Source organism: Mesorhizobium sp. P2_E6 (genome assembly GCF_056403835.1).
This window is the reverse complement of sequence record NZ_JBFUEQ010000004.1, coordinates 415,920-439,393: the sequence shown is the minus strand read 5'-3', so window position 1 is coordinate 439,393 and position 23,474 is coordinate 415,920. Positions and strand designations below refer to the sequence as shown.

Annotated in this window: 22 protein-coding genes; 9 read left to right on the top strand and 13 right to left on the bottom strand. The window is 64.6% G+C overall.

What is annotated here, in order from left to right; all coding sequences use genetic code 11:
• Positions 1-7 precede the first annotated feature (7 nt).
• The 11 genes from AC1D08_RS12895 to AC1D08_RS12845 all read right to left on the bottom strand — a co-directional run bounded on the left by AC1D08_RS12895 (position 8) and on the right by AC1D08_RS12845 (position 9,595).
• Positions 8-730 carry a PulJ/GspJ family protein gene (locus AC1D08_RS12895; RefSeq protein ID WP_477423238.1) on the bottom strand — a complete coding sequence of 241 codons (723 nt, stop codon included), beginning with the start codon at positions 728-730 and terminating at the stop codon, positions 8-10.
• Positions 727-1,083: a PulJ/GspJ family protein gene (locus tag AC1D08_RS12890; RefSeq protein WP_457152591.1), complete on the bottom strand. Its 357-nt coding sequence runs from the start codon at positions 1,081-1,083 to the stop codon at positions 727-729. The genes AC1D08_RS12895 and AC1D08_RS12890 overlap by 4 nt, the downstream gene beginning before the upstream one ends.
• The gene (locus AC1D08_RS12885; RefSeq protein ID WP_457152592.1) at positions 1,080-1,553 is read right to left on the bottom strand and encodes a GspH/FimT family pseudopilin; all 474 of its coding nucleotides are present in this window, start codon (positions 1,551-1,553) and stop codon (positions 1,080-1,082) included. The genes AC1D08_RS12890 and AC1D08_RS12885 overlap by 4 nt, the downstream gene beginning before the upstream one ends.
• Positions 1,550-2,767 (bottom strand): type II secretion system F family protein, encoded by a 1,218-nt coding sequence (locus AC1D08_RS12880; RefSeq protein WP_457152593.1) that lies wholly within the window; start codon positions 2,765-2,767, stop codon positions 1,550-1,552. Before AC1D08_RS12880 ends, AC1D08_RS12885 begins: the two co-directional genes overlap by 4 nt.
• The gene (locus AC1D08_RS12875) at positions 2,767-4,434 is read right to left on the bottom strand and encodes a GspE/PulE family protein (RefSeq protein ID WP_457152594.1); all 1,668 of its coding nucleotides are present in this window, start codon (positions 4,432-4,434) and stop codon (positions 2,767-2,769) included. Before AC1D08_RS12875 ends, AC1D08_RS12880 begins: the two co-directional genes overlap by 1 nt.
• Positions 4,431-5,342, bottom strand: a complete 912-nt coding sequence (locus AC1D08_RS12870; RefSeq protein WP_457152595.1) for a hypothetical protein — start codon at positions 5,340-5,342, stop codon at positions 4,431-4,433. Before AC1D08_RS12870 ends, AC1D08_RS12875 begins: the two co-directional genes overlap by 4 nt.
• Positions 5,339-5,932: a hypothetical protein gene (locus AC1D08_RS12865; RefSeq protein ID WP_457152596.1), complete on the bottom strand. Its 594-nt coding sequence runs from the start codon at positions 5,930-5,932 to the stop codon at positions 5,339-5,341. The genes AC1D08_RS12870 and AC1D08_RS12865 overlap by 4 nt, the downstream gene beginning before the upstream one ends.
• The gene (gspM, locus tag AC1D08_RS12860) at positions 5,929-6,528 is read right to left on the bottom strand and encodes a type II secretion system protein GspM (RefSeq protein WP_457152597.1); all 600 of its coding nucleotides are present in this window, start codon (positions 6,526-6,528) and stop codon (positions 5,929-5,931) included. The genes AC1D08_RS12865 and gspM overlap by 4 nt, the downstream gene beginning before the upstream one ends.
• 2 nt (positions 6,529-6,530) lie before the next feature.
• A complete protein-coding gene (locus AC1D08_RS12855; RefSeq protein WP_457152598.1) occupies positions 6,531-7,580 on the bottom strand; it encodes a PilN domain-containing protein in 1,050 nt (349 codons plus the stop codon).
• A gap of 329 nt (positions 7,581-7,909) precedes the next feature.
• The gene (locus AC1D08_RS12850; protein ID WP_477423234.1) at positions 7,910-8,377 is read right to left on the bottom strand and encodes a DUF4304 domain-containing protein; all 468 of its coding nucleotides are present in this window, start codon (positions 8,375-8,377) and stop codon (positions 7,910-7,912) included.
• A gap of 51 nt (positions 8,378-8,428) precedes the next feature.
• Positions 8,429-9,595, bottom strand: a complete 1,167-nt coding sequence (locus AC1D08_RS12845) for an alpha-D-ribose 1-methylphosphonate 5-triphosphate diphosphatase (protein WP_457150719.1) — start codon at positions 9,593-9,595, stop codon at positions 8,429-8,431.
• Positions 9,596-9,917: 322 nt separating this feature from the next.
• On the opposite strand from AC1D08_RS12845, the gene AC1D08_RS12840 reads away from it, so the two are divergent.
• From AC1D08_RS12840 to AC1D08_RS12800, 9 genes are all read left to right on the top strand, one after another.
• Positions 9,918-10,520, top strand: coding sequence for an ANTAR domain-containing response regulator (locus tag AC1D08_RS12840; protein WP_379022504.1), 603 nt, complete (start codon positions 9,918-9,920; stop codon positions 10,518-10,520).
• A gap of 2 nt (positions 10,521-10,522) precedes the next feature.
• Positions 10,523-11,761, top strand: coding sequence for a CmpA/NrtA family ABC transporter substrate-binding protein (locus AC1D08_RS12835; RefSeq protein ID WP_457150721.1), 1,239 nt, complete (start codon positions 10,523-10,525; stop codon positions 11,759-11,761).
• A gap of 347 nt (positions 11,762-12,108) precedes the next feature.
• On the top strand, positions 12,109-13,437 hold the full coding sequence (locus AC1D08_RS12830; protein WP_457150718.1) for a CmpA/NrtA family ABC transporter substrate-binding protein: 1,329 nt from the start codon (positions 12,109-12,111) through the stop codon (positions 13,435-13,437).
• An 86-nt stretch (positions 13,438-13,523) separates the two neighbouring features.
• Positions 13,524-14,414: a nitrate ABC transporter permease gene (gene ntrB / locus AC1D08_RS12825; protein WP_457150717.1), complete on the top strand. Its 891-nt coding sequence runs from the start codon at positions 13,524-13,526 to the stop codon at positions 14,412-14,414.
• 10 nt (positions 14,415-14,424) lie between these two features.
• Positions 14,425-15,222: an ABC transporter ATP-binding protein gene (locus AC1D08_RS12820; RefSeq protein ID WP_477423232.1), complete on the top strand. Its 798-nt coding sequence runs from the start codon at positions 14,425-14,427 to the stop codon at positions 15,220-15,222.
• Between the two features lie 4 nt (positions 15,223-15,226).
• The gene (nirB, locus tag AC1D08_RS12815; RefSeq protein ID WP_477423230.1) at positions 15,227-17,677 is read left to right on the top strand and encodes a nitrite reductase large subunit NirB; all 2,451 of its coding nucleotides are present in this window, start codon (positions 15,227-15,229) and stop codon (positions 17,675-17,677) included.
• Positions 17,678-17,897: 220 nt separating this feature from the next.
• Positions 17,898-18,227 (top strand): nitrite reductase small subunit NirD, encoded by a 330-nt coding sequence (gene nirD / locus AC1D08_RS12810; RefSeq protein WP_111543757.1) that lies wholly within the window; start codon positions 17,898-17,900, stop codon positions 18,225-18,227.
• A gap of 3 nt (positions 18,228-18,230) precedes the next feature.
• Complete coding sequence (locus AC1D08_RS12805; RefSeq protein ID WP_457150714.1) at positions 18,231-21,098, top strand: nitrate reductase; 2,868 nt, start codon at positions 18,231-18,233, stop codon at positions 21,096-21,098.
• Positions 21,099-21,263: 165 nt separating this feature from the next.
• Positions 21,264-21,521, top strand: a complete 258-nt coding sequence (locus AC1D08_RS12800; protein ID WP_457150713.1) for a BrnA antitoxin family protein — start codon at positions 21,264-21,266, stop codon at positions 21,519-21,521.
• Between the two features lie 128 nt (positions 21,522-21,649).
• Here AC1D08_RS12800 and AC1D08_RS12795 read toward each other — a convergent pair whose 3' ends face one another.
• Together AC1D08_RS12795 and AC1D08_RS12790 are read right to left on the bottom strand one after the other, a co-directional pair.
• Positions 21,650-22,009: a cupin domain-containing protein gene (locus AC1D08_RS12795; RefSeq protein WP_457150712.1), complete on the bottom strand. Its 360-nt coding sequence runs from the start codon at positions 22,007-22,009 to the stop codon at positions 21,650-21,652.
• 55 nt (positions 22,010-22,064) lie between these two features.
• Positions 22,065-23,447 carry an NAD(P)/FAD-dependent oxidoreductase gene (locus tag AC1D08_RS12790; protein WP_457150711.1) on the bottom strand — a complete coding sequence of 461 codons (1,383 nt, stop codon included), beginning with the start codon at positions 23,445-23,447 and terminating at the stop codon, positions 22,065-22,067.
• Positions 23,448-23,474 lie beyond the last annotated feature (27 nt).

The window sequence follows — 23,474 nt, the reverse complement described above, 5'->3', positions numbered from 1 at the left end:
CTGGGAGTCACTTCGTGCGCGGCATCACCTGGGCATTTGCCAGGTCGAGTCGTGCAAAACCTCTCGCTGAATAGGCCGCACCATCCCGCAGAACCGAGATGGTGAACCGCACGGCGGCGGGCAGGCGCCGTGGTACGGTCCAGCTCGGCGACCACGACGAGGCCGACGCCGCACCGTCGAGATACTCGAATTTCATGGCGCTCACGCCGCCGATCAACCGCACCGGTTCGCCCGGTGTCGATGTGCCGGATTCGCTGCCGCGCCGTGTTTTCTGGACAATGGCCAGCGCGCCTCCGGCCTGGCCAAGCGAAACAGCAATTTCGCGCAGCGCGGAGGATTTGAAACCGATTGCCTGAACGGCGCTGAATTCGATCCGGGCACCGTTGCCGTTGAGATAAAGCACCATGTCCGGCGACGACTTGTACAGGGGCAACGGCTCTGCATGGCTGATGGCCGTTTCCAGAAACCGCGATGCGGCATCGACCTCCATTTGGAATTCAGTTGCCTTTTCGATGCGCATCATCGTTCGGGCCTGGCCGAGGAAGACCATCATCAGCGACGTGATCACGCCGATCAGGGCCAGCCCGACCAGCACGTCGATGAGCGCAAACCCCTCGACCGATGCCGATTGTCCCGGCGGCGATTTGCGGCCAGGCCGACGGGTGCCTGGACGTTCGCGCAGCCTGCCGGCTCGGACCTTGGAAAGAGCGCGGAAAAACGGGCCGCTCATGGGATGGCCGGATCCCGCACGGGCACGAAGGTCAGAAACGGCCCGCCTGGAAACGCACCGCCGCTGCTCTCGATGACAACAGCGGTTACCCTTGCCTTCGACACGTCTATCGTGCGGGTCTTCAGGGTCCAGCCGGATTGAGCCGTGTGGATTTGGGCTTCGTAGTCGGCCAGCATCACACGCACGGTCCTGGCCGCTTCGGCCTGGCGCTTGGCCACGGCGATGCTGCGGCTCGCCAGTACGATCGACTGGCTGGCGATACCAAGCACAAATGCCAGGATGGTCATGGCGACGATCATCTCGAGGATCGAAAATCCGTCTTCGGGGGAGGCCTGCGATGAAGACCCGGTCATGGCAGCGCGCGCCAGGTTGGAAGCCCGGTCAGCCAGTTGACCGCGATGCGCGCGGTTCGCCCTTTTTGCTGCAGCGAGATATCCATGCCGGAAGCGCTGCCGTCGGGAAGGAAGGTGAGGACCGTCTGTCGGTCGCCGATGACGGTCTGCTGGCCGGTGACCACGGTCATTTTGACATCGTCCGGCAGGGCGACGATGTCTCGTTCGCCAAAACGGATGATGCGGGTGCCGAGATCGACAACGACCTGCTTCGGCCTGGCGGTGGCGATTGCCGATGTGCGTGACAGGCGCAGCCGCATGGTGATTTCGCCGGCCATCGTCTCCAGATTCTTGGTGCGATAGTTGCTGACGAGCCCCGGCGCGGCGATCGACGCGACGAGGGCCATGATCGCCAGCACGACCAGCATTTCGACCAGGGTAAATCCAGCCGTTGCGTCCGTCGATGCGCTGGCTTCCGGCGCGGCCGTCATTGCAGCGCCAGATCGTTGATGCTGAGGATCGTGGTCATCACCGAAATGACCAGGCTGCCGACGAGAAAACCGAGCGAAATCGTCAGCGCAGGCGTCAACAGCTTCAGCACCGTGTCGATCCGCCGCGACAGCGTCAGCTGAAGCATTTTCGCGGCGCGATCCAGCACCACCGGAAGCGCATTCGCCTCTTCGCCGAGCGAGACCAGCGACATCGTCGCGTTGTCGAAAATTCCCGCCTTGACGATCGCGCCATGCAGGCGGGCGCCATTGGCGACGGTTTCTTCGATCGAGGCAAAGCTTGCCGCCAGTGAACTCTGCCTGGAAACGTTGGCGGCCAGCCCAAGCGCCTCGGTCATCGCCACGCCATTGCCGAGCAGCAGCGCAAGCGTTTCCAGGTAGCGCGCGACCACGGCATCCCTGACCAGCGCGCCGATCAACGGTACCTTCAACAGCCAATGCGAGAACTGTTTTCTGGCGCCTGTGGACCGGGACAGGAAAAGATAGGAAAGCAGGCCCAGCACCGCCGCCAGCGGGAAGACGAAGGGATAGTCCCTGAACACCGTGCCGAGCGCCGAAAGCACGGTCATGGTGAACGGCTTGGGGGCGGATGAGCCTTCGAAGATCGGTTCCAGCGCCGGCACCAGCACCGTCGCCAGAATGACCAGTGCGCCGCTCATGACCAATAGCAGGAAAGCCGGATAGGCCAGGGCCTCGACGATCGCCGCACGGCGCTTGGCCGTTGCCTCGAACGTATCGGCCAGCCGCTGGCATATATAGGCCATCTTGCCGCTGCGCTCGCCGCTGGCGAGCAAGGCGGCAACGTCGGAGGTGATCCCCGGCAGGCCGGCAAATGCTTCGGCGATCGGCCGGCCGCCTGTCGTGAGATCGAGCACCGATTGCAGCTGTTGCCGCCGTTGGCGGTTGGCCTCGCCCGAGATAACCGCGTTCAAGGCACGGTCGACGGTGAAGCCGGCGTTCAGAAGCACCGAAAGCTCGGAGAACAGCCGGCTGAGATCGACCCTGCGGGTGAATGTCAGCGCGCTGCGCCCCGGCAGGCGAAGCTGCTGCCTTTCGCCGTTCACCGGGGCAAGATGGTAGGAGCGGCGGCCCTGCTGCGCCAGTTTGCGGGCGGCATCCTGCTTGGTCGATGCATCGAGGACGCCGGTCTCGGTGCTGCCGTCGACGAGATAGGCGCGATAGGCAAAGGCCGGCATCAGTCACCTCCTGCGAGATCGATGACGCGCCGGACTTCGTCCATCGTGGTGACCTGCGATCGGGCAAGTGCGGTTGCGTGGACCGACATCGGCACGAGGTCGTCTTCGGCCGCGATTTTCCCGATCTCCATTTCGCCGGCACCCTGGTCGATAAGTTCGGCGATGCGCGGCGACACCTGCAGCATTTCGTAGGTCACCGTGCGCCCGCTGTAGCCGGAGCCGTTGCAGGTGCGGCAGGCCGGACCGGTTTGGTCGGCGCCATGGCAGGTCGGGCAGATACGTCGCAACAGCCTCTGTGCGATGACGCCTCTGATCGTCGCGCCGAGCAGATAGCCGTCGATGCCCATATCGCGAAGGCGCGTGAGTGCGCCCGCGGCACTGTTGGTGTGGAGTGTCGAAAACACCAGATGGCCGGTCAGAGCCGCCTGGACCGCGACTTGCGCCGTCTCGCGATCGCGAATTTCACCGAGCAGGATGATATCGGGGTCCTGCCGCAGGATCGAACGCAGGGCAGCGGCAAAGTCGAGGTCGATCGCCGGATTGACCTGCAACTGCGTGATGCCGGCCATCCGGTATTCGACCGGGTCCTCGACCGTGAAAATCTTGACGTCCGGCCGCGAACGTTCCGCGAGGATGGAATAGAGCGTCGTCGTCTTGCCGCTGCCGGTCGGCCCGGTGATCAGCACGATGCCGTTGGCGGCTTGCGACATGGTGCGGATTTTCGCTTGCGCGGCGACGTCGAACCCCAGCTTCTCCAACTTCAATTCGACGCCCGCGCGGTCGAGAATTCGAAGCACGATGGCTTCGCCGTGGATGGAGGGAATGACCGAGACGCGCAGGTCGACGTCGCGGCCGCGCACGGCAATGCGCATGCGTCCGTCCTGCGGCAGACGCCGTTCGGCAATGTTGAGCCGCGACAGGATCTTGATGCGGGTGGAGATGCCGGACAGCATCGCGATCGATGCGGTGTCGACGGTGGACAGCATGCCGTCATGCCTGAAGCGGATGCGGACGTGATCCTCGAGCGGCTCGATGTGGATGTCGGTGGCTCTCGCATCGACCGCCTTGTGGATGGTCTCGGCGACGAAGCGAACGATCGGCGCCTCGCGGGCAAAGTCCTTCAACCGTTCGAGGTCGTCGGGGCCGAAATCCAGGGTTTCGCCACCGTTGCCGCCGTTTGAAACCGCCGCGATGGCCGATTGCTCGATGCGGTCGATGCTTTCTGCAATCATGCGCCTGGGCAATATGCGCAGTGCCAGCGTCCGCTCATAGTGAAAGGCGAGCGCGTCGATGGTTGCCGACGAGAACGGATCGGCCACGGCGACGACCAGCCGTTCGGCGTCCATCTGCAACGGCAGGATCGCATTTTCACGCAGATAGGCCAGCGGCACGCCTGCCAGCATTTCGGGGCTGACCTGTTCGGGAATCTCGACCGGCGTCGGTGCGTTCAGGTAGCGGCTGAGGCTGTTGGCAAGGTCCTGCTCGCCGATCAGGCCGAGTTCGGTCATCACCGTATCGAACGGGTGTCCAGATGTTCGCGATGCCCCCAATGCGCGCTGGGCGGCGTGCGCGGTCAGCACCTTCTCGCCCTCGAGAAAGGCAAGGAACGCCTCGATCCCCTGGGTCTGGCCCCGGGTCTGGCCAACGGGCGGCGAAGACGCGTTCATGAGCTCCACCCGCGCAGGATCTGCGCTGCCTCGGCGCCGAAAAGCACCTCGCAGCCGGCTGCGCCGACGACTGGCGGCAGTGCGGAGGCTGCAGGGACCGGGCTTCGGGCAACGCGCTGGAATGCCGTCGGGCTGAGCGGGGACCTCTCGATGATGAACCCGGCTTCGGCCGTGATCCCGGATCCGTCCCGCCTCACGACCACGTCGACCGTGTAAGCCGATGCGTCGGCCGGCGCTTCAGTGACCGATGCACCGCTGGCACCGGCAAGCGCAGCGCGAAGACGGTTCGGCGCGCGATCGGCGCTGATCGTGCCGCGCTTCGAGTTGACCGTGAAAACAGCGTGGAGGGTCTGCAAGGGCAACGACGCAAGGGCCGAAAACTCCTGCAGTTCGGACACCGATTCGAACGGCGCCCGCTTGTCTTGCGGCGGCCCGACAGGGCTTCTGGGCTGGCCAGCGAACAGCGTGACATTGTCACGAAACCGGATCGCGGCCTTGGCCAAGGCTTGCGCCATCTCCCGCTGGAAGCCGAGCGATGCGAAACCAAGTGCCAGCAACTGGTCGTCCGCGGTATTGAGATCGATCAGCCCGTCATGATCCTGGACGCGGACATCGAAGCTGAAGCCTCCCTCCCGGCACGCTGCGGGTGTGGAATCCAGCGGCAATGTTTTCGCCCCCGAGCCGCCGACCAATTCGCTCGCAACCACATTGCCCAGGCCTTCGGCAAGCAGCGACAGGCGCTCCTGCTCGACCTCGTTGTTGGCGATCATCAGCCGCGTTTTTGCCGTCACGGCAAAGGGGACGACGATGGCCGAGACGATCAGCATGAACACCAGCACGGCGACCAGCGAAAAGCCGCTGCTCGCGCTTTCGCCCCCTGCGTTCGGGCTTTCGTGGCGGTCGCTCATAGTTGCGGTTCGTTCGGCGCTGGCAGCGGGACATCCGGGGCCGCTGGCGGGGCATTTGGGGGTGGTTGCGGGGCGTTCCTCCATGGCGGATAGAGCGGGACCCGCGCCACCTTGCCATTGCGCTCCAGCACGGCCTGATCCTTGTCGATCGCCGACACCGTCCAGCCGTCGACGGTCTCGCCGCTGCCGTACCAGATCGCGGTTTCGCTGCCGGCGACGCGCATCAGGGCCTTCGCCCCCCCACCGTGAATGCTGATGCCCAGAAGCGCAGGCGCGGCGGCGGGCGCGGCCTCGGGCGGTGGCGGCGTCTGTTCGACGGCGGCCGCGACGACCGCAACCGGCGGCGGCCCAGCCGGTGGGGCGACGAATTTCCGGCGCATCGGCGTGAACAGCGGCCGCTCGAACGTCTCGCTGAAATTGCCGGCCTCGGGAAACTGCAGCGCTCCCGCCGCCGAGGCCAGGCCGCCGTCATGCCCCTTGCCGGAAGCGACCGGCGAGATGTCGACCGGCGTGTCGTAGAGGACGACATTGACCAGGACGAGGCCCGCGATCATGGCCGCAATCGCCAGCCCGGCGAATTTCCGGGTCATGGCTTGACCCCGCCCGGCGCCGGCGCCACCGGCGTTTGCAGCGGGCCGTAAAACAGGATTTCGGCAAAGATCTCAGGGTCGCCGGTGCGCCCGGCGACCGGCCCGACGTCGGTCGTGCGCAGAGTGGCCTCGCGAATGAACAGCACCGGAAGCGATGTTTCGATGGCGAGAACGGCGTTGTGAATGCCCTCCAGCGGTCCCGAAAGGTTGGCCCGCAGCCCGATGAAATCGACGCCCGCTTCGCTCAGCACCGGCGCATTGCCGGCCGACAGCACGTTGACCCCGTTGGCGGTGGCAATCGCGTTCAGCCGGGTCTGCAGCCCGCCGCGAATGATCGCCTCGCTTTCGCCGGTGAGAAACTCGGGATTTGCCGCGGCCACGGGGCTGGCGGCGCTGTCGAGGCGCTTGGCCAGCGCCGCCACGCTCTGCAACTGGCCGAGAAGCTCGCGCTTTTCCTCGATCCGGGCTTGCGCCGAGGCGACGCTGTCGAGCCCCGCGAACATCGCCCAGGCCAGGACACAGGCCGTCACCGCCGCAAGGGCGAGCGCAATCAGGCGGCGGACCAGCGGGCTGGTGTTGAGGATCGCGGAGAGCATGGTCAGAGCGCTCCGATCTTTGCCGAAATGGTGAAGTGTTCGCCGTCCTGGCCAGGAACCCTGACCACCGGCGAGGCGAATTCGGGCGCCGAAAACAGCGGCGAATCGTCGATCGGCTTGATCAGTTCGGCGGCGGAAGCGGAAAAGCCAGTGATGGTCAGGTCGTCGCCCTTGGCCGAAAGATCGGTCAGCCAGGCCGAGTCGGGAAGCAGGTGTGTCAGTTCGGCCCAGACGCGCACCAGCGACGCGGTCGTCTTCTTTTCCGTGCGGATCCTTTCAATTTGCTCGATGCCGGTCTGGCGCTTCTGCAGCGCGGTGCGGGCCGCCTTGGCCAGCAGCTGTGCATCGGCGATCTCTGTGTCCAGTTCCGCGCCGGCCTGCCAGGTACGCCAATGCGCATGTCCGAAGGTGACCAGCGATGCCGCAGCCAGCATCGAACAGGCCGTCACCCAGGCGGTCCTGGCGCGCCGGTCGCGCGCGGTCGGTGGCCAGATGGCGGCGAGGCTGAGCGGATCGGCCCGCAGCGTGCCCTCCGGTTGCGACAGCGACAGGCAGCGGATCGACCCGCCGGCCCGGCGGACCGTGTCAAGGACCGCGGCAAGCGTCTTCGCCTTGACCACATGGTAGAAGCAGTCCTGCCCGACCTGACTGGCGAAGACGACATGCACTTGCGCCGGGTCGATCGGCGTCGAGGCCAGAAGGTCGAGCTCGGCCATGTCGCGCGCCTGGCGAAGCGGCAGCCGCCGCGCCGCCAGTTGCCGGGTCAGGAACAACCCGGGCTGGATCCGGATATCGAAGCTCGGCCGCCTGCGCCGGGGCCCGCCCTGGAGAAGTGCCAAGATCTCGTCCGAGGACGCTGCGAGCGCCAACGGGATCGATTGGAACTCCGGCGCATTGGCCTCGCGGGCGCGGATGCCGTCATCCGCCAGGCTGATGATCCAGTCGCTTGTCGAAGATTGCTTTTGTCCGCGCGCGACCCGCGACCAGACACCTCGCAGCTCGTCGAGCCACCAGTCGAAAAAATCAAGAACCTGCGCGTTGAGTGTCGCCACGACCAGCCGCCCGCCACCCCGGCTGATTCTCAGCCAGGATTTTCAGGCTGAGACTACTACAATTGCTGGCGTGATGCGGATATTCGCGAAGACGGGGAAGGGCGGTTGGCCACAGGTTTGTTGGATAGCGGTGCCCAAGCGCAACGCTATGGTACCTCGAAAACACCTTGGCGCGCCCGTTACCGCGCTGGGTCACGTGATGCGGCAGTCCGGGAATGACGATGCGGGCAAGGCGAGCCATGGGGGCAATCTACACACAAACGATGGTCGAGCGAACATGCAAAAAGTGCACTGTCACCGTAATTCGCACTGTCACCGTAATTTCTTCGTTATTCAATTCCAAGAAAGGACTTTGCAGTTAGCATGACAAATGCACGATCAAGAACTCCAGATTCTATAGATGAAATCAAACTATCTGCGTCATTTATATTTTCAAGAAAGGGGATAATCAATGTAGAAACGATATTTGATATGTTAGCAGATCTTTCATCGTCCTTTAGTCCAGAAATTTCAAGATCCAATGTTTCTTCTATCCTCGTTTTCTGATCAGGGAAGGCACTGTCAAGTCTGATCTTAATCGGACAATCGTATTCCTTAGGGGTTGGCAATCCTTCAACAGACATCCCGTTTGGAACGCAGCCAATATTCACGTAGAATCTTAGCCCGAAGTTTGATTTCTGCAAATTAACGACTTGAAGCGCACCTGCATCTTGGCGGTACCATGTCGCAGACTTCTTCTTGAAGCCATTTGCTGAAAGGTCTTTATTTAGGAGTGATTCAAGTTCCTTTTTATCCATTTCATTTTCTCGAATTGCGTGAATTACGGTGACAGTACACTATTTTCTTGTTCAATGCCGGCGCAGGCCCAGCGTACCGTCGCTGTAGATCATGCGGCCGGCGCGGAAGGTGGCGCGGACGCGTGCGACCGGCTGGCGGTCGGCCACGACGAGATCGGCCAGAAGTCCCGTCTCGATGGCGCCACGGTCGTCAAGCCCCAATGCCTTGGCCGGATTGGAGCTGGTCAGCGCGGCCGCCGCCACAAGGCCGCCGTCATCCAGCGCCGCCAGGCTGAGAACAGCCGGCAGGATCGAGGCCGGGTGGTAGTCGCTGGCCAGCATGTCGAGCAGTCCAGCCTCGTAGGCCTGCCGGGCGGAAAGATTGCCGGAATAGGAATTGCCGCGCAGTGCATTGGGCGCGCCCATGACGGTGTGCATTCCGAGCCTGCGGGCTTCTTGCGCCGCCTCCAGGGTCACCGGGAATTCGCTCAGCGCGGCACCCAGGCCATGGACGAATTCCACCTTCTCCAGCGTGTCGTCGTCATGAGAGGCGAGCACGATGCCGCGGGCACGGGCAAATGCCGACAGGTCCTGCAGCGTGCTGAGGACGTCGCCATGTCCATTTCGGCCGGCGATGCGCTGGCCGACGATCTCGGATGCCTCGGCAACCGACATGCCGCGCTCCTTGGCGATGCGGGCGATGTAGAGTTCGACGTCGCGGTACTGCCCCTGTCCGGGCGTGTGGTCCATCAGTGAGATCAGGTGCAGCTTGCCGGCGTCCATCAGTCTCTGCAGCACGCCGATGGCCGCGGCGAAGGTCACCTCGAACCGGGCATGGATGCGATGATCGACCAAAAGGTCGTCCTTCAGTCCGGCGATGGTCTCGATGATATCAGACGTATGCTCTTCCGAGCGCAGCACGCCGCTGGAGACGCTGGCGCCGATGAAGGAGAGCGCGGCATAGGCCGTGGTCACGCCGCAGGAGGCCAGCTTCTTGTCGAGTTCGGCAATGCCGATCGTCATCGGCACATGCACGCCGAGGCGCGGCTCCACTTCCTTCTCCACCATGTCGCCATGCATGTCGATGAAACCGGGCAGCAGCAGGCGGCCTCCACCCACGATGTCGGCATTCTCGACAGGCGCGTCGCGGACCTCTTCGATGCGGCCGTTTTCGATCCGGATGGCGCCATTGGGGATCACGCGGTCGCGAAGGACAATTTCGAATTCACTCAGCCACATCTCGTCTCTCTTTGGCTCTATCTCTGGGTTTGAGCATGATCTTCCCCGAAGCGGATTCGCTATGCGGATCAAGCTCCAGGTCGGCGCGTTGCTGGGCACAGGGTGGTGCGGGTCCTGGAAGACCTGGTCGGCCCCTGTTCCACCACAAGCCCCTGCGCAGGCATAACCCGGTCGGCTATCGTTCTGATGACACAGAAATCATGCGAGGCCAGGGCCATGGTGTGCGGCAGTGCAGCCGTTTCAGCGTGCCATGCGCAGCGAATGTTGCGCTCGCCGGGTTATCCCGCATTGCACAATTCCCTCGCTTGGGCACAATGCAGGCATGGTCCGAACCGCACTCGCCGTCCTGGTGATCGATGAAAACCGCATCCGCGCCGCGATCATCGAGGCGGGGCTGCGCGAGGCCGGCCATGAGCGGGTCACCGTCATCCATGACGTGACCGGCATTGCGCGGCGGATCGCCGAGATCGAACCCGACGTCATCGTCATCGATCTCGAAAACCCGAACCGCGACATGCTGGAAAACATGTTCCAGCTGTCGCGGGCGGTGAAGCGGCCGATCGCCATGTTCGTCGACCGCTCCGACCAGGCCTCGATCGAGGCGGCGGTCGATGCCGGCGTTTCGGCCTATGTCGTCGACGGCCTGCGGCAGGAGCGCGTCAAGCCGATCCTCGACATGGCGGTCAGCCGTTTCAACGCCTTTTCGCGCATGGCGCGCGAACTGGAAGAGGCGCGCAGCGAGCTCGAGAGCCGCAAGGTGATCGATCGCGCCAAAGGCATCCTGATGAAGTCGCGTGGCCTCAGCGAAGAGGCTGCCTACACGCTGCTGCGCAAGACGGCGATGAACCAGAACCGCAAGATCGGCGACATCGCCCAGAGCCTGGTGACCGCCGCCGGCTTGTTGGGACCGGCGGAGGACGAATGAGCATGGGCGCCGAGCATCAGATCACCGCCGGCTTCATGCCGCTGTTCGACAGTGCGGTGCTGGTCGCGGCCGGCGAGCTTGGCTTTGCCGCACGCGAAGGCATCGACCTCACGCTGCACCGCGAGACGTCCTGGGCCAACATCCGCGACCGCATCGCCATCGGCCACTTCCATCTCGCGCATATGCTGGGACCGATGCCGCTCGCCTGCAATCTCGGGCTGACGCCGCTCGCTTCAGAAACCATCGTGCCGTTCTCGCTCGGTCTCGGCGGCAACTGCGTCACCATTTCCAATGCCGTCTGGGCCGGCATGGCAGCGCATGGTGCTGCCCCCGATCTCGACCCGGCGCGCGCCGGTGCCGCACTTGGCGCGCTCATCCGCGAGCGCGCCGCTGCCGGCCGCGACCCGCTGCGATTCGCCGTCGTGCATCCGCATTCCGGGCATAATTACGAGCTGCGCTACTGGCTCGCCGCCTGTGGCATCGATCCGACGCGCGAGATCGAGATCGTCATCGTGCCGCCGCCCTTCATGGCCGACGCGCTGGCCACTGGGCGGATCGATGGCTACTGCGTCGGCGAACCCTGGAACAGCGCCGCGGTGGCCGCCGGCACCGGCCACATCGTCACCGTCAAGGCGCAGATATGGCGCAACAGCCCGGAGAAGGTGATCGGCGTGCGCAAGGTCTGGGCCGAACAGTCCCCCGACGCCTTGGCGGCGCTGCTGCGCGCGCTACACCACTCGGCGCGCTGGTGCCAGGATCCGGCCAACCATGGCGAACTGGCCGGGGTGATGGCGCAGCCCGGCTTCCTTGGCCTGCCGCCCTCGGTCCAGTTGCCGATCCTGACCGGCCATCTCCAATTGGGTGGAGGAGCGGCGCTGGATATCGAAGACTTCTTCCTGCCCTTCGACAAGGCGGCGAACTTTCCCTGGAAGAGCCATGCGCTGTGGTTCTACACGCAGATGGTGCGTTGGGGGCATGTCGAACACACGCCCGACAATCTCGCTATTGCCCGCGACTGCTACCGCCCAGATCTCTACCGTTCGGCGCTGAAGCCGCTTGGCGTCGCACTGCCTGGCGCCAATTCGAAGGTCGAGGGTGCGCTGCGCATAGCCACCGCCGTCGGCGCGACAGGCGCCGGCCTGGTGCTCGGCCCCGATGGTTTCTTCGACGGCCAGATCTTCGATCCCGATGAGGTCGAAGGCTACATTGCCGGCCAGAAATCGGCCCGCGCGGAAGCCTGATTATTTTCGCGCCATTCTTGTGCATTGCACAAAAATTGTGCGTGCGATTGCTTTAATGAACAATCTTTGGCCTGCTCGCCATATCGTCTGTTGCGTAGGCGGACGGCGCGTTTCATTGATTTCATTGTTATTTTTCCTTTCTCTCGAATCTGGCATGGTTCATGCTTTGAAATAACCAGGCCTCCTTGGGGTCACGGAATAGGCGTCCAATGACGGGCGCCCACAGGCAAAGCTGCCGCTCAGGTCAAGACGCGATCCGGATTTCCGGACGCGCAGGCCTGGCCGGCGGCTTTTTTGTTTTTGGGCCAACAATCGACGGCGCGGACCGCGTTCAACCGGAGACGACGATGAAGAAGACGATGAAGACATGGATCGGGACTGGGACATCGCCAAAGGATGTGACCCGCCGCGATTTTCTGGTCAGCAGTGCGATGACGGCGGGGCTGTTCATGGCCGCCCGCAAGCTCTTCCCCTCCGGCGCCTATGCGGCCACGACCTCGCCGGAAGTCACCGGCGCCAAGCTCGGCTTCATCGCGCTGACCGATGCCGCACCGCTGATGATCGCCAAGGAGAAGGGGTTTTTCGAGAAGTTCGGCATGCCCGATGTCGAGGTGCTCAAGCAGGCCTCCTGGGGCGCGACGCGCGACAATCTGATGCTCGGCGGCGCGGCCAACGGCATCGACGGCGCCCATATCCTGACGCCGCTGCCCTATTTGATGCACACCGGCAAGGTGACGCAGAACAACCAGCCGATGCCGATGGCGATCGTGGCGCGGCTCAACTACGACTGCCAGGGCATTTCGGTCGCCCAGGAATATGCCGGCACCGGTGTCGGCCTTGACGCCTCGAAGCTGAAGGACGCCTTCGCCGCCAAGAAGGCGGCCGGCAAGGACATCAAGGCCGCCATGACCTTCCCGGGCGGCACCCATGATTTGTGGCTGCGCTACTGGCTCGCCGCCGGCGGCATCGATCCCGACAAGGATGTCTCGACCATCGTCGTGCCGCCGCCACAGATGGTGGCCAACATGAAGGTCGGCAACATGGATGTGTTCTGCGTCGGCGAGCCGTGGAACGAGCAGCTTGTCCACCAGGGCGTCGGCTTCACCGCCGCCACGACGGGCGAATTGTGGAAGGGCCATCCGGAAAAGGCGCTCGGCCTGCGCGCCGAATTCATCGACAAATACCCGAACGCCACCAAGGCGATCCTGATGGCCGTCATGGAAGCCCAGCAATGGTGCGAGGCCAAGGAGAACAAGGACGAGATGGCCGCCATCATCGGCAAGCGGCAATGGATGAACGTGCCTGTCGCCGATATCATCGGCCGCCTCAAGGGCGACATCAACTACGGCAATGGCCGCGTCGCCACCGGCTCCGATCTCTACATGAAGTTCTGGACGGGCGGCGTGTCCTATCCGTTCAAGAGCCATGACTCGTGGTTCCTCGCCGAGAACATCCGCTGGGGCAAGTTCGCGCCGACCACCGACATCAAGGCGCTGGTCGATCAGGTCAACCGCGAGGACCTGTGGCGCGAGGCGGCCAAGGACCTTGGCGTGGCGGCAGCCGACATTCCGGCATCCTCGTCGCGCGGTGTCGAGACCTTCTTCGACGGCAAGGTCTTCGATCCGGCCAACCCGTCCGCCTATCTCGACAGCCTGAAGATCAAGGCCTCCGCTTGAGCCAGCGCAAACGGCGTATTGCGCCCTTTGCCGCAACAGCGCCTTGCGCCGTTGCGGAGATTCCGACCAAGGAGTTTTTCCCAGACATGTCGATCCAGACAATCGAGGACACAACGGTGAAAGCGTTCCCCGCCAAGCCAGCGGAGGTCATCGCTTTCACCGCCAAGGCGCGGCGCCGTTTCGATCCGATGGTGATCGCCGGCAAACTGGCGAGCGCGCTGGTTCCGCCGGCCATCGTCATCGCCCTCATGCTGGTCGTCTGGCAGATCGCCTGCTCGTCGCCGACCGCCAGCCTGCCGCCGCCGAGCCAGGTGTGGAACGAGGCCTACGACCTGATCGCGCATCCTTTCTTCAACAATGGCCCGCAGGACATCGGGCTGGCCTGGCGGGTGCTGATCTCACTGCAGCGGGTCGCCATCGGCTTTGGCCTGGCGGCGATCGTAGGCGTGGCGCTCGGCGCGCTGGTTGGCCAGTCGATCTGGGCGATGCGCGGCCTCGATCCGGTGTTCCAGATCCTGCGCACCGTGCCGCCGCTGGCCTGGCTGCCGCTGTCGCTGGCCGCGTTCCGCGATTCCAGCCCGTCGGCGCTCTTCGTCATCTTCATCACCTCGATCTGGCCGATCATCATCAACACCGCCGTCGGCGTGCGCAACATCCCCGAGGACTACCGCAACGTTGCCCGCATCCTGCGGCTCAACCAGTTCGAATTCTTCGTGAAGATCATGGTGCCGGCCGCCGCCCCCTACATCTTCACCGGCTTGAGGATCGGCATCGGCCTGTCCTGGCTCGCCATCGTCGCCGCCGAAATGCTGACCGGCGGCGTCGGCATCGGCTTCTTCATCTGGGACGCGTGGAACTCGTCGCGGCTGCCCGACATCATCGTCGCGCTCGCCTATATCGGCGTCACCGGCTTCTGCCTCGACCGCCTGGTCGCGGCGGTCGGCGCCTTCGTCACCCGCGGCACAACGGCAAAGTGAGGACAGCGCCATGACGGCCTATCTGAAGCTCGACCATATCGACAAATCCTTTGCCCGCGGCAATCAGGTCAGCGAGGTGCTGAAGGACATCCGGCTGACCATCGACAAGGGCGAATTCGTCTCGATCATCGGCCATTCCGGCTGCGGCAAGTCGACCTTGCTCAATTTGATCGCCGGGTTGACCACAGTGTCCGCAGGCGCCGTGCTGCTCGAGGACAAGGAGGTCGACAGCCCCGGACCCGAACGCGCCGTGGTGTTCCAGAACCACAGCCTGCTGCCGTGGCTGACCGTCTATGAGAACATCAACCTGGCGGTGTCGAAAGTCTTCGGCCGCAGCAAGAACAAGGCCGAGCGGCATGACTGGATCATGCGCAATCTCGACCTCGTGCAGATGGCGCATGCCAGGGACAAGCGCCCGGCCGAAATCTCGGGCGGCATGAAGCAGCGCGTCGGCATCGCCCGGGCGCTGGCCATGGAGCCGAAGATCCTGCTGCTCGACGAGCCGTTCGGCGCGCTCGATGCGCTGACGCGCGCCCATCTGCAGGACGCGGTGATGGACATCCATTCGCGGCTCGGCTCGACGACGATCATGATCACCCATGATGTCGACGAGGCGGTGCTGCTCTCCGACCGCATCGTCATGATGACCAACGGCCCGGCGGCGACCATCGGCGAGGTGCTTGCGGTGCCGCTGGCGCGCCCACGCCGGCGCATCGAGCTCGCCTCCGACCGGACCTTCCTGCGCTGCCGCGAGGCGGTGCTGAAGTTCCTCTACGAACGCCACCGCTTCGTCGAAGCCGCGGAGTAGCACCATGAGCGAAAAACTCGTCATCATCGGCAACGGCATGGCCCCTGGGCGCATGCTGGAGCACCTGCTGGAACAGGCGCCGGGCCGCTACACCGTCACCATCTTCAACGCCGAGCCACGGGTCAATTACGACCGCATAATGCTGTCGCCGGTGCTGTCGGGCGAGAAGGCCTATGAGGAAATCATCATCCACGGCGATGGCTGGTACATCGCCAACAACATCACCCTCTACAAGGGCCACAAGATCATCGCCATCGACCGGGCGGCGAAGACCGTCACCTCCGATCACGGCGTCACCGAGCCCTACGACAAGCTCGTCATCGCCACCGGCTCGGTGCCGTTCATCATCCCGGTGCCCGGCCATGATCTGCCGGGCGTGCTGACCTATCGCGACCTCGACGACGTGCAGGCGATGATGCTCGCCGCGCAGTCGCGGGCCAAGGCCGTGGTCATCGGCGGCGGCCTGCTCGGGCTGGAGGCGGCGGCCGGGCTGAACGCGCAAGGCATGGACGTGACCGTGCTGCATGTCATGCCGACTTTGATGGAGCGCCAACTCGATTCGGCCGCCGGCTATCTCCTGCAGCGCGCGGTGGAACAGCGCGGCATCAAGGTCATCACCAAGGCCAACACAAAGGCGATCACGGGCAACGGCAAGGTCGGACAGGTGGAGCTCGCCGACGGCACCGTCATTCCGGCGACGCTGGTGGTCATGGCGGTCGGCATCAGGCCGAATTCGGCACTTGCCAAGGAAGCCGGCATTGCCGTCAATCGCGGCATCGTGGTCGACGCCGGCATGCGCAGCAATGATCCCGATATCTACGCGCTTGGCGAATGCGCCGAGGTCAACGGCCAGGTCTACGGGCTGGTCGCACCGCTATACGAGATGGCGCGCGTTGCGGCCCAACAGCTGGCCGGCAACGAGAAGGCGGCCTTCGTCCACGTGGACACGCCGACCAAACTCAAGGTCACCGGCATCGACCTGTTCTCGCTCGGCGACTTCGCCGAGGGCGAGGACCGCCAGGAGATCGTGCTGCGCGACGCGGCCGCCGGCGTGTACAAGCGCCTGGTGCTGAAGGACGACCGGATCATCGGCACGGTGCTCTATGGCGAGACGGCCGACGGCGCTTGGTTCAACGACCTCAAGAAGAAGCAGACCGACATTTCGCCAATGCGCGACACGCTCATATTCGGCCAGTCCTACCAGGGGGGTGCCCCGCTGGACCCTATGGCGGCCGTTGCAGCCTTGCCGGATGATGCGGAAATCTGCGGCTGCAACGGCGTTTGCAAGAGCAAGATCACGGGTGCGATCACGGCCAAGGGCCTGACCTCGCTCGACGATGTGCGCGCTCACACCAAGGCGTCGGCCTCCTGCGGCTCCTGCACCGGGCTGGTCGAAAAGCTGATGGTGCTGACGCTCGGCGACACCTACAACCCTGCGGCCGTGCAGCCGATGTGCGGCTGCACCACGCTCGGCCATGACGAAGTGCGCCGGCTGATCAAGGCCAAGCACCTGAAGACCATTCCGGCCGTCATGCAGGAACTGGAATGGACGACCTCCTGCGGCTGCGCCAAATGCCGGCCGGCGCTCAACTACTATCTCGTCTGCGACTGGCCGGACGACTATGCCGACGACTACCAGTCGCGCTTCATCAATGAGCGCGTCCACGCCAACATCCAGAAGGACGGCACCTATTCGGTGGTGCCGCGCATGTGGGGCGGCGTCACCAATGCGGCCGAACTGCGCGCCATCGCCGATGTCGTCGACAAGTTCGAGATCCCGATGGTCAAGGTCACCGGCGGCCAACGCATCGACATGCTCGGCATCCGCAAGCAGGACCTGCCGGCGGTGTGGGCCGATCTCGGCCAGGCCGGCTTTGTCTCCGGCCATGCCTATGCCAAGGGCCTGCGCACCGTGAAGACCTGCGTCGGCTCGGACTGGTGCCGCTTCGGCACGCAGGATTCGACGGGCCTCGGCATCCGCATCGAGAAATTCATGTGGGGCTCGTGGACCCCGGCCAAGGTCAAGATGGCGGTGTCGGGTTGCCCGAGGAACTGCGCGGAGGCGACCTGCAAGGATGTCGGCGTCATCTGCGTCGACAGTGGCTACGAGATCCATTTCGCCGGGGCGGCCGGTCTCGACATCAAAGGCACCGAAGTGCTCGGCCTGGTCAGGACCGAGGACGAGGCACTGGAGCATATCGTGGCGCTGACGCAGATGTATCGCGAGCAGGGCCGCTATCTCGAGCGTATCTACAAATGGGCCAAGCGCATCGGGATCCCCGAAATCAAGCGCCAGATCATGGACGACGATGCCAAGCGCAAGGCCTATTTCGACCGCTTCGTCTTCAGCCAGAAGTTCGCCCAGGTCGACCCGTGGTCGGAACGCGTGTCCGGCAAGGACAAGCACGAGTTCCGGCCGATGGCGACTGTCGGTTTTGCGCAGGCGGCAGAGTAGGGCCGATGGAAGCGTTTCTTCCCACCCCCCTCTGGCCTGCCGGCCATCTCCCCCACAAGGGGAGAGATCGGATGCTGTTTCGGCTTTCGCCAATCTTCAACGTTGCGGAGTGGGCGCTGTCAGTGCAACTGCCGATCTCCCTCCTTGCGGGGGAGATGGCCGGCAGGCCAGAGGGGGGCGGCTGGGCGCCTTCAGATCGAGCAAAGGCGAGGATGGCCACATGAACTGGGTATCAATAGGCTCCCTGTCGGACATCCCCCGCCGCGGCGCGCGCTGCGTCGACACGCCGGAAGGCAAGATCGCCGTCTTCCGCACCGCCGACGATCAGGTCTACGCCATCGACGACCACTGCCCGCACAAGGGCGGGCCGCTGAGCCAAGGCATCGTGCATGGCACGGCGGTCACTTGTCCCTTGCACAATTGGGTGATTTCGCTGGAGACGGGCAGGGCGCTCGGCGCCGATGAGGGCGCGGTGCGCACCATCCCGGTGCGGGTCGAAGGCGAGCGTCTGTTCATTGCGCTGGAAGCGCTGGCCAGCCGAGCGGCCTGACACATGGAGATTGACGCTGCGCGCGAGGTGAGGACCACCTGCCCCTATTGCGGGGTGGGCTGCGGCGTGCTGGCGAAGGTCGCCGCGGACGGGCAAGTGTCCGTCCGCGGCGACCCCGACCATCCGGCGAATTTCGGCCGGCTCTGCTCCAAGGGGTCGGCACTGGCCGAGACCATCGACCTCGACGGCAGGTTGCTTTATCCCGAAATCCGCGGCCGCCGCAGCGGCTGGGACGAGGCGCTCGACCTCGTCGCCTCGACCTTCTCGCAAACCATCGCCGAGCACGGTCCCGATGCCGTCGCCTTCTACGTCTCCGGCCAGTTGCTGACCGAGGATTACTACGTCGCCAACAAGCTGATGAAGGGTTTTGTCGGCTCGGCCAACATCGACACCAACTCGCGCCTGTGCATGGCCTCGTCGGTCGCCGGCCACCGCCGCGCCTTCGGCTCCGACACCGTGCCGGGAAATTATGAGGATCTGGAGCTTGCCGACCTCATCGTGCTGGTCGGCTCCAATCTCGCCTGGTGCCATCCCGTGCTCTACCAGCGAATCGCGGCGGCTCGGGAAAAGCGGCCGGAGATGAAGATCGTGCTGGTCGATCCGCGCCGCACCATGACCGCAGACATTGCCGACATGCACCTGGCGATCGCGCCCGATGGCGACGTCGCTTTGTTCACGGGGCTGCTCGCCTATCTCGGCAAGCACAACGCGCTGGACCGCGCCTTCATCACGGCGCACACAACCGGGTTCGGGCAAGCGCTTTTCGCAGCATCGGAGCTCGACCTTGCCGGCATCGCCGCCACGGGGCTGAGCGAGGACGAGCTTGGCCGTTTCTACAGCCTGTTCGCCGCGACCTCCAAGACCGTGACCGTCTACAGCCAGGGGGTGAACCAGTCGTCTTCGGGCACCGACAAGGTCAATGCCATCATCAACTGCCATCTCGCCACCGGCCGCATCGGCAGACCCGGCGCCGGGCCGTTTTCGGTGACCGGCCAGCCCAACGCCATGGGCGGCCGCGAGGTCGGCGGCATGGCTAATATGCTGGCCGCGCATATGGAGATCGAAAACCCCGACCATCGTGACCGCGTGCAGCGCTTCTGGACTGCTCCGGTCATTGCCGAAAGGCCGGGCTTGAAGGCGGTCGAGATGTTTCAGGCGGTGACCGACGGGCGCATCAAGGCGCTGTGGATCATGGCCACCAACCCGGTCGATTCGATGCCGGATGCCGACGCCGTCGAGGCGGCGATCAAGGCCTGCCCGTTCGTCGTGGTGTCGGAGGTGCTGGCCAGGACCGACACCGTCCGCCACGCGCATGTCCGGCTGCCCGCCGCCGCCTGGGGCGAGAAGGATGGCACCGTCACCAACTCCGAGCGCCGCATCTCGCGCCAGCGCGCGTTCCTGGACCTGCCCGGCGAGGCGCGGCCCGACTGGCAGATCGTCGCCGAAGTGGGCAAGCGGATGGGTTTTGCCGAGGCATTTTCCTATGCGTCGCCGTGGGAGGCGTTTGCCGAACATGCCGCGCTGTCGGGGTTCGAGAATGACGGCGCGCGGGATTTCGATATTGGTGCGTATGCCGGGATTGATGCGGACGGGTATGAGGAATTGGCCCCGTTCCAGTGGCCAGCGCCGAGTCCGGCCACCCCCCTCTGGCCTGCCGGCCATCTCCCCCGCAAGGGGGGAGATCGGATGTTGCACCGGCTTTCGTCAATCGCCAACGTTGGAGAAAGAGCAGGGACGCCGAAACCGCCAATCTCCCCCCTTGCGGGGGAGATGGCCGGCAGGCCAGAGGGGGGTGCTCAAGCTGGACATCAGCCAGAGGAGCGCGCTCAGGCCGCAAGTGGCTCTTCCAGCCACCGCTTCTTCGCCGACGGCAATTTCTACACGCCCGACCGCAAGGCGCGCTTCGTCGCCGTCCGTCCCGCCGTCGAGACCCGCACCAGCCCGGACTATCCGCTGATCCTCAACACCGGACGCATCCGCGATCACTGGCACACCATGACGCGGACCGGGAAAAGCCCGCGGCTGTCCCAGCACATTGCCGAGCCCTTCGTCGAAATCCATCCGGCGGATGCGCAGTGCTTCGGGATCGGCGACGCCGACATCGTGCGCGTTTCCAGCCCGCGCGGCGACGTGCTGGTGCGCGCGCTGGTGACGGCACGCCAGCGCCGGGGCAGCCTGTTTGCGCCGATGCACTGGACGGATCAGTTCTCGGCAAAGGGCCGGCTCGACGCGCTGACCGCGCCGCTGACCGATCCGGTGTCCGGCCAGCCGGCGCTGAAGCATGTCGCCGCCCGCATCGAGAAATTCGCCGCAAAGGCCTTCGGCTTCGCGGTGATGCGGCAGAGGCCGGAACCTGATACCGCGACCTACTGGGCCGCGGCCAAATGCAAGGGCGGCTGGCGGGTCGAACTTGCCTTTGCCGATGACGAGATCGACTGGGCCGGCTTCGCCGGATCCCTGTTCGGCACGACCCCGGGCGGCGAAATCCTCGCCTATCATGACCGCGATGCCGGCCAGCATCGCATCGCGGCTTTCGACGGCGATCACTTGTCCGGCGCCCTGTTCGTCGCGCCTGGTCCGGTCGCGGTGTCGCGCGGCTGGGCGGCGGACCAATTGACCGCCGATCATGTCGATCGACGCGCCAGGCTGGCGATCGTGGCCGGGCGGCCGGGCGGGGTCGACGTCGATCGCGGCGCCATCGTCTGCTCCTGCTTCGGCGTCGGCGCCAACCAGATCGCGCAGGCGGTGCGAAGCGGCTGCGCCAGCGTCGAGGCGATCGGGGCGGCGCTGCATGCCGGCACGAATTGCGGCTCTTGTCGTGCCGAGATCAGGATCATCGTCGCCGCACAAATCCTTCAAGCCGCCGAGTGACCGGTGCCAGCGCGTGCCGCGAAGGCGATGCGGGGACCGCACACTGCGGGGCCTGAGCTGTTCCTGGCCAAATGGGCCTGCGCGATGGCGTCAGTTGGGCTATGGTGGTGCCAAGCGCGCCGCCTCATCGGCGAGTGTGAGTCGTCTTCCAGTCAGGGTCACCCAATGGCAAATCCCCCGCGCCGACCGACAAATCCGATGACGGCGGCCGAAGCCGCCTTCAAGCCAGTCAAGAAGCCGGTTGCTCCGCCTCGCGAGCCCTCGGCCGCTCCAGGTGTCAGGGAGCTTGTTTCGATCAGGATCGATCGAACCGTGCTGGACCATTTTCAAGCCGATGGCCCCGGCTGGCAGGACAGGATCAACGACGCATTGCGGCAGGCAATCGAAGGCAAGCCGGTCGCCAGCGGTTCGGACGACGACTAGAGCGGTTCACCGTTTCACGGAAACGCCGAACCGCTCTATCCCTTTGTTTTGACGCAATTCCCTCAGGGAAAGCGCTACGCGCTTTTCCCGGGAAAACCGTTTCACACTTTTCCCGGAATTGCTCTAGCTCACGCCGCTTCGAAGTGCAGGATGTAGAGCTTGCGCGTCGGTTCGTGGATCGTCCACTCGCCTTTCCAGCCTTTCGGAAGCACCAGCATTTCGCCGGCACTAACCTCCTTGCTGTGGCCATCGGGACCATGCAGCGAGACCCGGCCCGACACGATGTGACAGGTTTCGGAATTCGTGTCGCGCGAGGCGGTGAAGCGGCCCGGCGTGCATGCCCAGACGCCGACTTCCAGCGACCCGTCCGGCGAGATCCACAATGTCCTCGACGCTTCGAGTTGATCGCCGCTGATCGAGGTCGGCTTGGGCTCGGGCTCGCCGAGATCGATCGAGGCGAGATGGGCAAAGGTCTGGAAGTCGGTCATGGCGGTCTCCGGGCAGGCACTGAATTTTTCAACTCGATATGCAATGTCGCAGGGCTCAATGCCCGGTGATGCGATCGGCGATAGCCGCCAGTTTCGACGTGTGCAGGAGACCGGCTTCCTCGCGCTCGTCGGCGACGCGGTAGAGCTGGTACATCGAGTGGACGCCGAGCCAGCGCATCGGCTCCGGCTCCCATTTGCTGACCTGGCGGTTGACCCAGGGCAGGCGGGTCAGTTCGGTGTCGCGGCGCAGGATGAGGTCGCGCAGCGTCCGGCCCGAGAGGTTGGAGCTCGACACGCCGAGTCCGACATAACCGCCGGCCCAGCCGATGCCGGTCTCAAGATCGAGGCCGGCCGTCGTGCACCAGTCGCGCGGCACGCCAAGCACGCCGCACCAGGCGTGGTCGATGCGAAGCTTGCTGGTCTGCGGCAGCAGGCGAGTGAGGATCGCGTGCAGGCTTTCGATGGTCGCCTGCTGTGTCTGGCCGTGCACATCCGTCTGCGATCCGTAGCGGTAGGGCACGCCGCGCCCGCCCATGGTGATGCGGCCTTCGCGGGTGCGCTGGGCATAGCAATAGGCGTGTGCTGCGTCGCCCAGCAGTTCGTGGCCGTCCCAGCCGATCTCGTCCCACAGCGATTGGGGCAGCGGCTCGGTGATGATCTGTGCGCTGTTGAGCGGCAGCCAGAGCCGCTCATTGCCTGATATGCCGGCCGTGAACCCCTCCGTGGCGCGGATGATGATGGGCGCGCGCACCGTGCCGCGATCGGTGGTCACCTTGCCCTTCTCAATACCCGTCACGGTCGTCTGTTCGTAGATCGGCACGCCGAGGCGCTCGACGGCTTCGGACAGTCCACGCACCAGCTTGGCCGGCTGCACGCGTGCTGTGCCGTGGTGGATGTAGCCGCCAAGCACGTTCCGGATGTTGATGCGGGCCTTGGCCTCTGCCTGGCCGATCAGGCTGACGCGGTCCTGAGGCACGCTCCAGCCGATTGCATCCGCATAGGCGGCCTTAATCCGCTCCAGCTGCGGCGGGTTGGTCGCAACCGTCAGATTGTCGACGCGGCGAATATCGGCATCGATGCCTTCGGCCTCGGTCACCGCGATCACTTCGTCGACCGTGCCATGCATGGCGGTTTCCATGTCGATGACGGCGCCACGGGTAGATGTCTGCAGATATTTCTCGCGCGACCAGCTGAAGCCGCCGGACAGCCAGCCGCCATTGCGACCGGACGCGCCGAAGCCGGCGAATTCCCGGTCCACCATGGCGATGCGGATCGAAGGATCGGCCTTCTTCAGATAGTAGGCCGTCCACAAGCCGGTATAGCCCGCGCCGACGATGCAGACATCGGCTTCGAGGTCGCCCGGAAGCGGCGCACGATAGGCTGGCAGGCCGATGTCGGCATACCAGAACGAGATGTTGCCGTTGACTTTGGCGTCCATGTCTAAAAATCCTGCGGGGGAAATGAG

Bases quoted from the DNA above. Each gene is read 5' to 3' on its own strand.
- AC1D08_RS12845 (WP_457150719.1), bottom strand. From the start codon at position 9,595: ATGTGGCTGAGTGAATTCGAAATTGTCCTTCGCGACCGCGTGATCCCC.
- AC1D08_RS12890 (WP_457152591.1), bottom strand. From the start codon at position 1,083: ATGACCGGGTCTTCATCGCAGGCCTCCCCCGAAGACGGATTTTCGATC.
- AC1D08_RS12790 (WP_457150711.1), bottom strand. From the start codon at position 23,447: ATGGACGCCAAAGTCAACGGCAACATCTCGTTCTGGTATGCCGACATC.
- AC1D08_RS12865 (WP_457152596.1), bottom strand. From the start codon at position 5,932: ATGACCCGGAAATTCGCCGGGCTGGCGATTGCGGCCATGATCGCGGGC.
- AC1D08_RS12895 (WP_477423238.1), bottom strand. From the start codon at position 730: ATGAGCGGCCCGTTTTTCCGCGCTCTTTCCAAGGTCCGAGCCGGCAGG.
- AC1D08_RS12840 (WP_379022504.1), top strand. From the start codon at position 9,918: ATGGTCCGAACCGCACTCGCCGTCCTGGTGATCGATGAAAACCGCATC.
- AC1D08_RS12795 (WP_457150712.1), bottom strand. From the start codon at position 22,009: ATGACCGACTTCCAGACCTTTGCCCATCTCGCCTCGATCGATCTCGGC.
- AC1D08_RS12800 (WP_457150713.1), top strand. From the start codon at position 21,264: ATGGCAAATCCCCCGCGCCGACCGACAAATCCGATGACGGCGGCCGAA.
- AC1D08_RS12875 (WP_457152594.1), bottom strand. From the start codon at position 4,434: ATGAACGCGTCTTCGCCGCCCGTTGGCCAGACCCGGGGCCAGACCCAG.
- AC1D08_RS12850 (WP_477423234.1), bottom strand. From the start codon at position 8,377: ATGGATAAAAAGGAACTTGAATCACTCCTAAATAAAGACCTTTCAGCA.
- ntrB (WP_457150717.1), top strand. From the start codon at position 13,524: ATGTCGATCCAGACAATCGAGGACACAACGGTGAAAGCGTTCCCCGCC.
- gspM (WP_457152597.1), bottom strand. From the start codon at position 6,528: ATGCTCTCCGCGATCCTCAACACCAGCCCGCTGGTCCGCCGCCTGATT.
- AC1D08_RS12870 (WP_457152595.1), bottom strand. From the start codon at position 5,342: ATGAGCGACCGCCACGAAAGCCCGAACGCAGGGGGCGAAAGCGCGAGC.
- nirD (WP_111543757.1), top strand. From the start codon at position 17,898: ATGAACTGGGTATCAATAGGCTCCCTGTCGGACATCCCCCGCCGCGGC.
- AC1D08_RS12805 (WP_457150714.1), top strand. From the start codon at position 18,231: ATGGAGATTGACGCTGCGCGCGAGGTGAGGACCACCTGCCCCTATTGC.
- AC1D08_RS12830 (WP_457150718.1), top strand. From the start codon at position 12,109: ATGAAGAAGACGATGAAGACATGGATCGGGACTGGGACATCGCCAAAG.
- AC1D08_RS12880 (WP_457152593.1), bottom strand. From the start codon at position 2,767: ATGCCGGCCTTTGCCTATCGCGCCTATCTCGTCGACGGCAGCACCGAG.
- AC1D08_RS12820 (WP_477423232.1), top strand. From the start codon at position 14,425: ATGACGGCCTATCTGAAGCTCGACCATATCGACAAATCCTTTGCCCGC.
- AC1D08_RS12835 (WP_457150721.1), top strand. From the start codon at position 10,523: ATGGGCGCCGAGCATCAGATCACCGCCGGCTTCATGCCGCTGTTCGAC.
- AC1D08_RS12885 (WP_457152592.1), bottom strand. From the start codon at position 1,553: ATGACGGCCGCGCCGGAAGCCAGCGCATCGACGGACGCAACGGCTGGA.
- nirB (WP_477423230.1), top strand. From the start codon at position 15,227: ATGAGCGAAAAACTCGTCATCATCGGCAACGGCATGGCCCCTGGGCGC.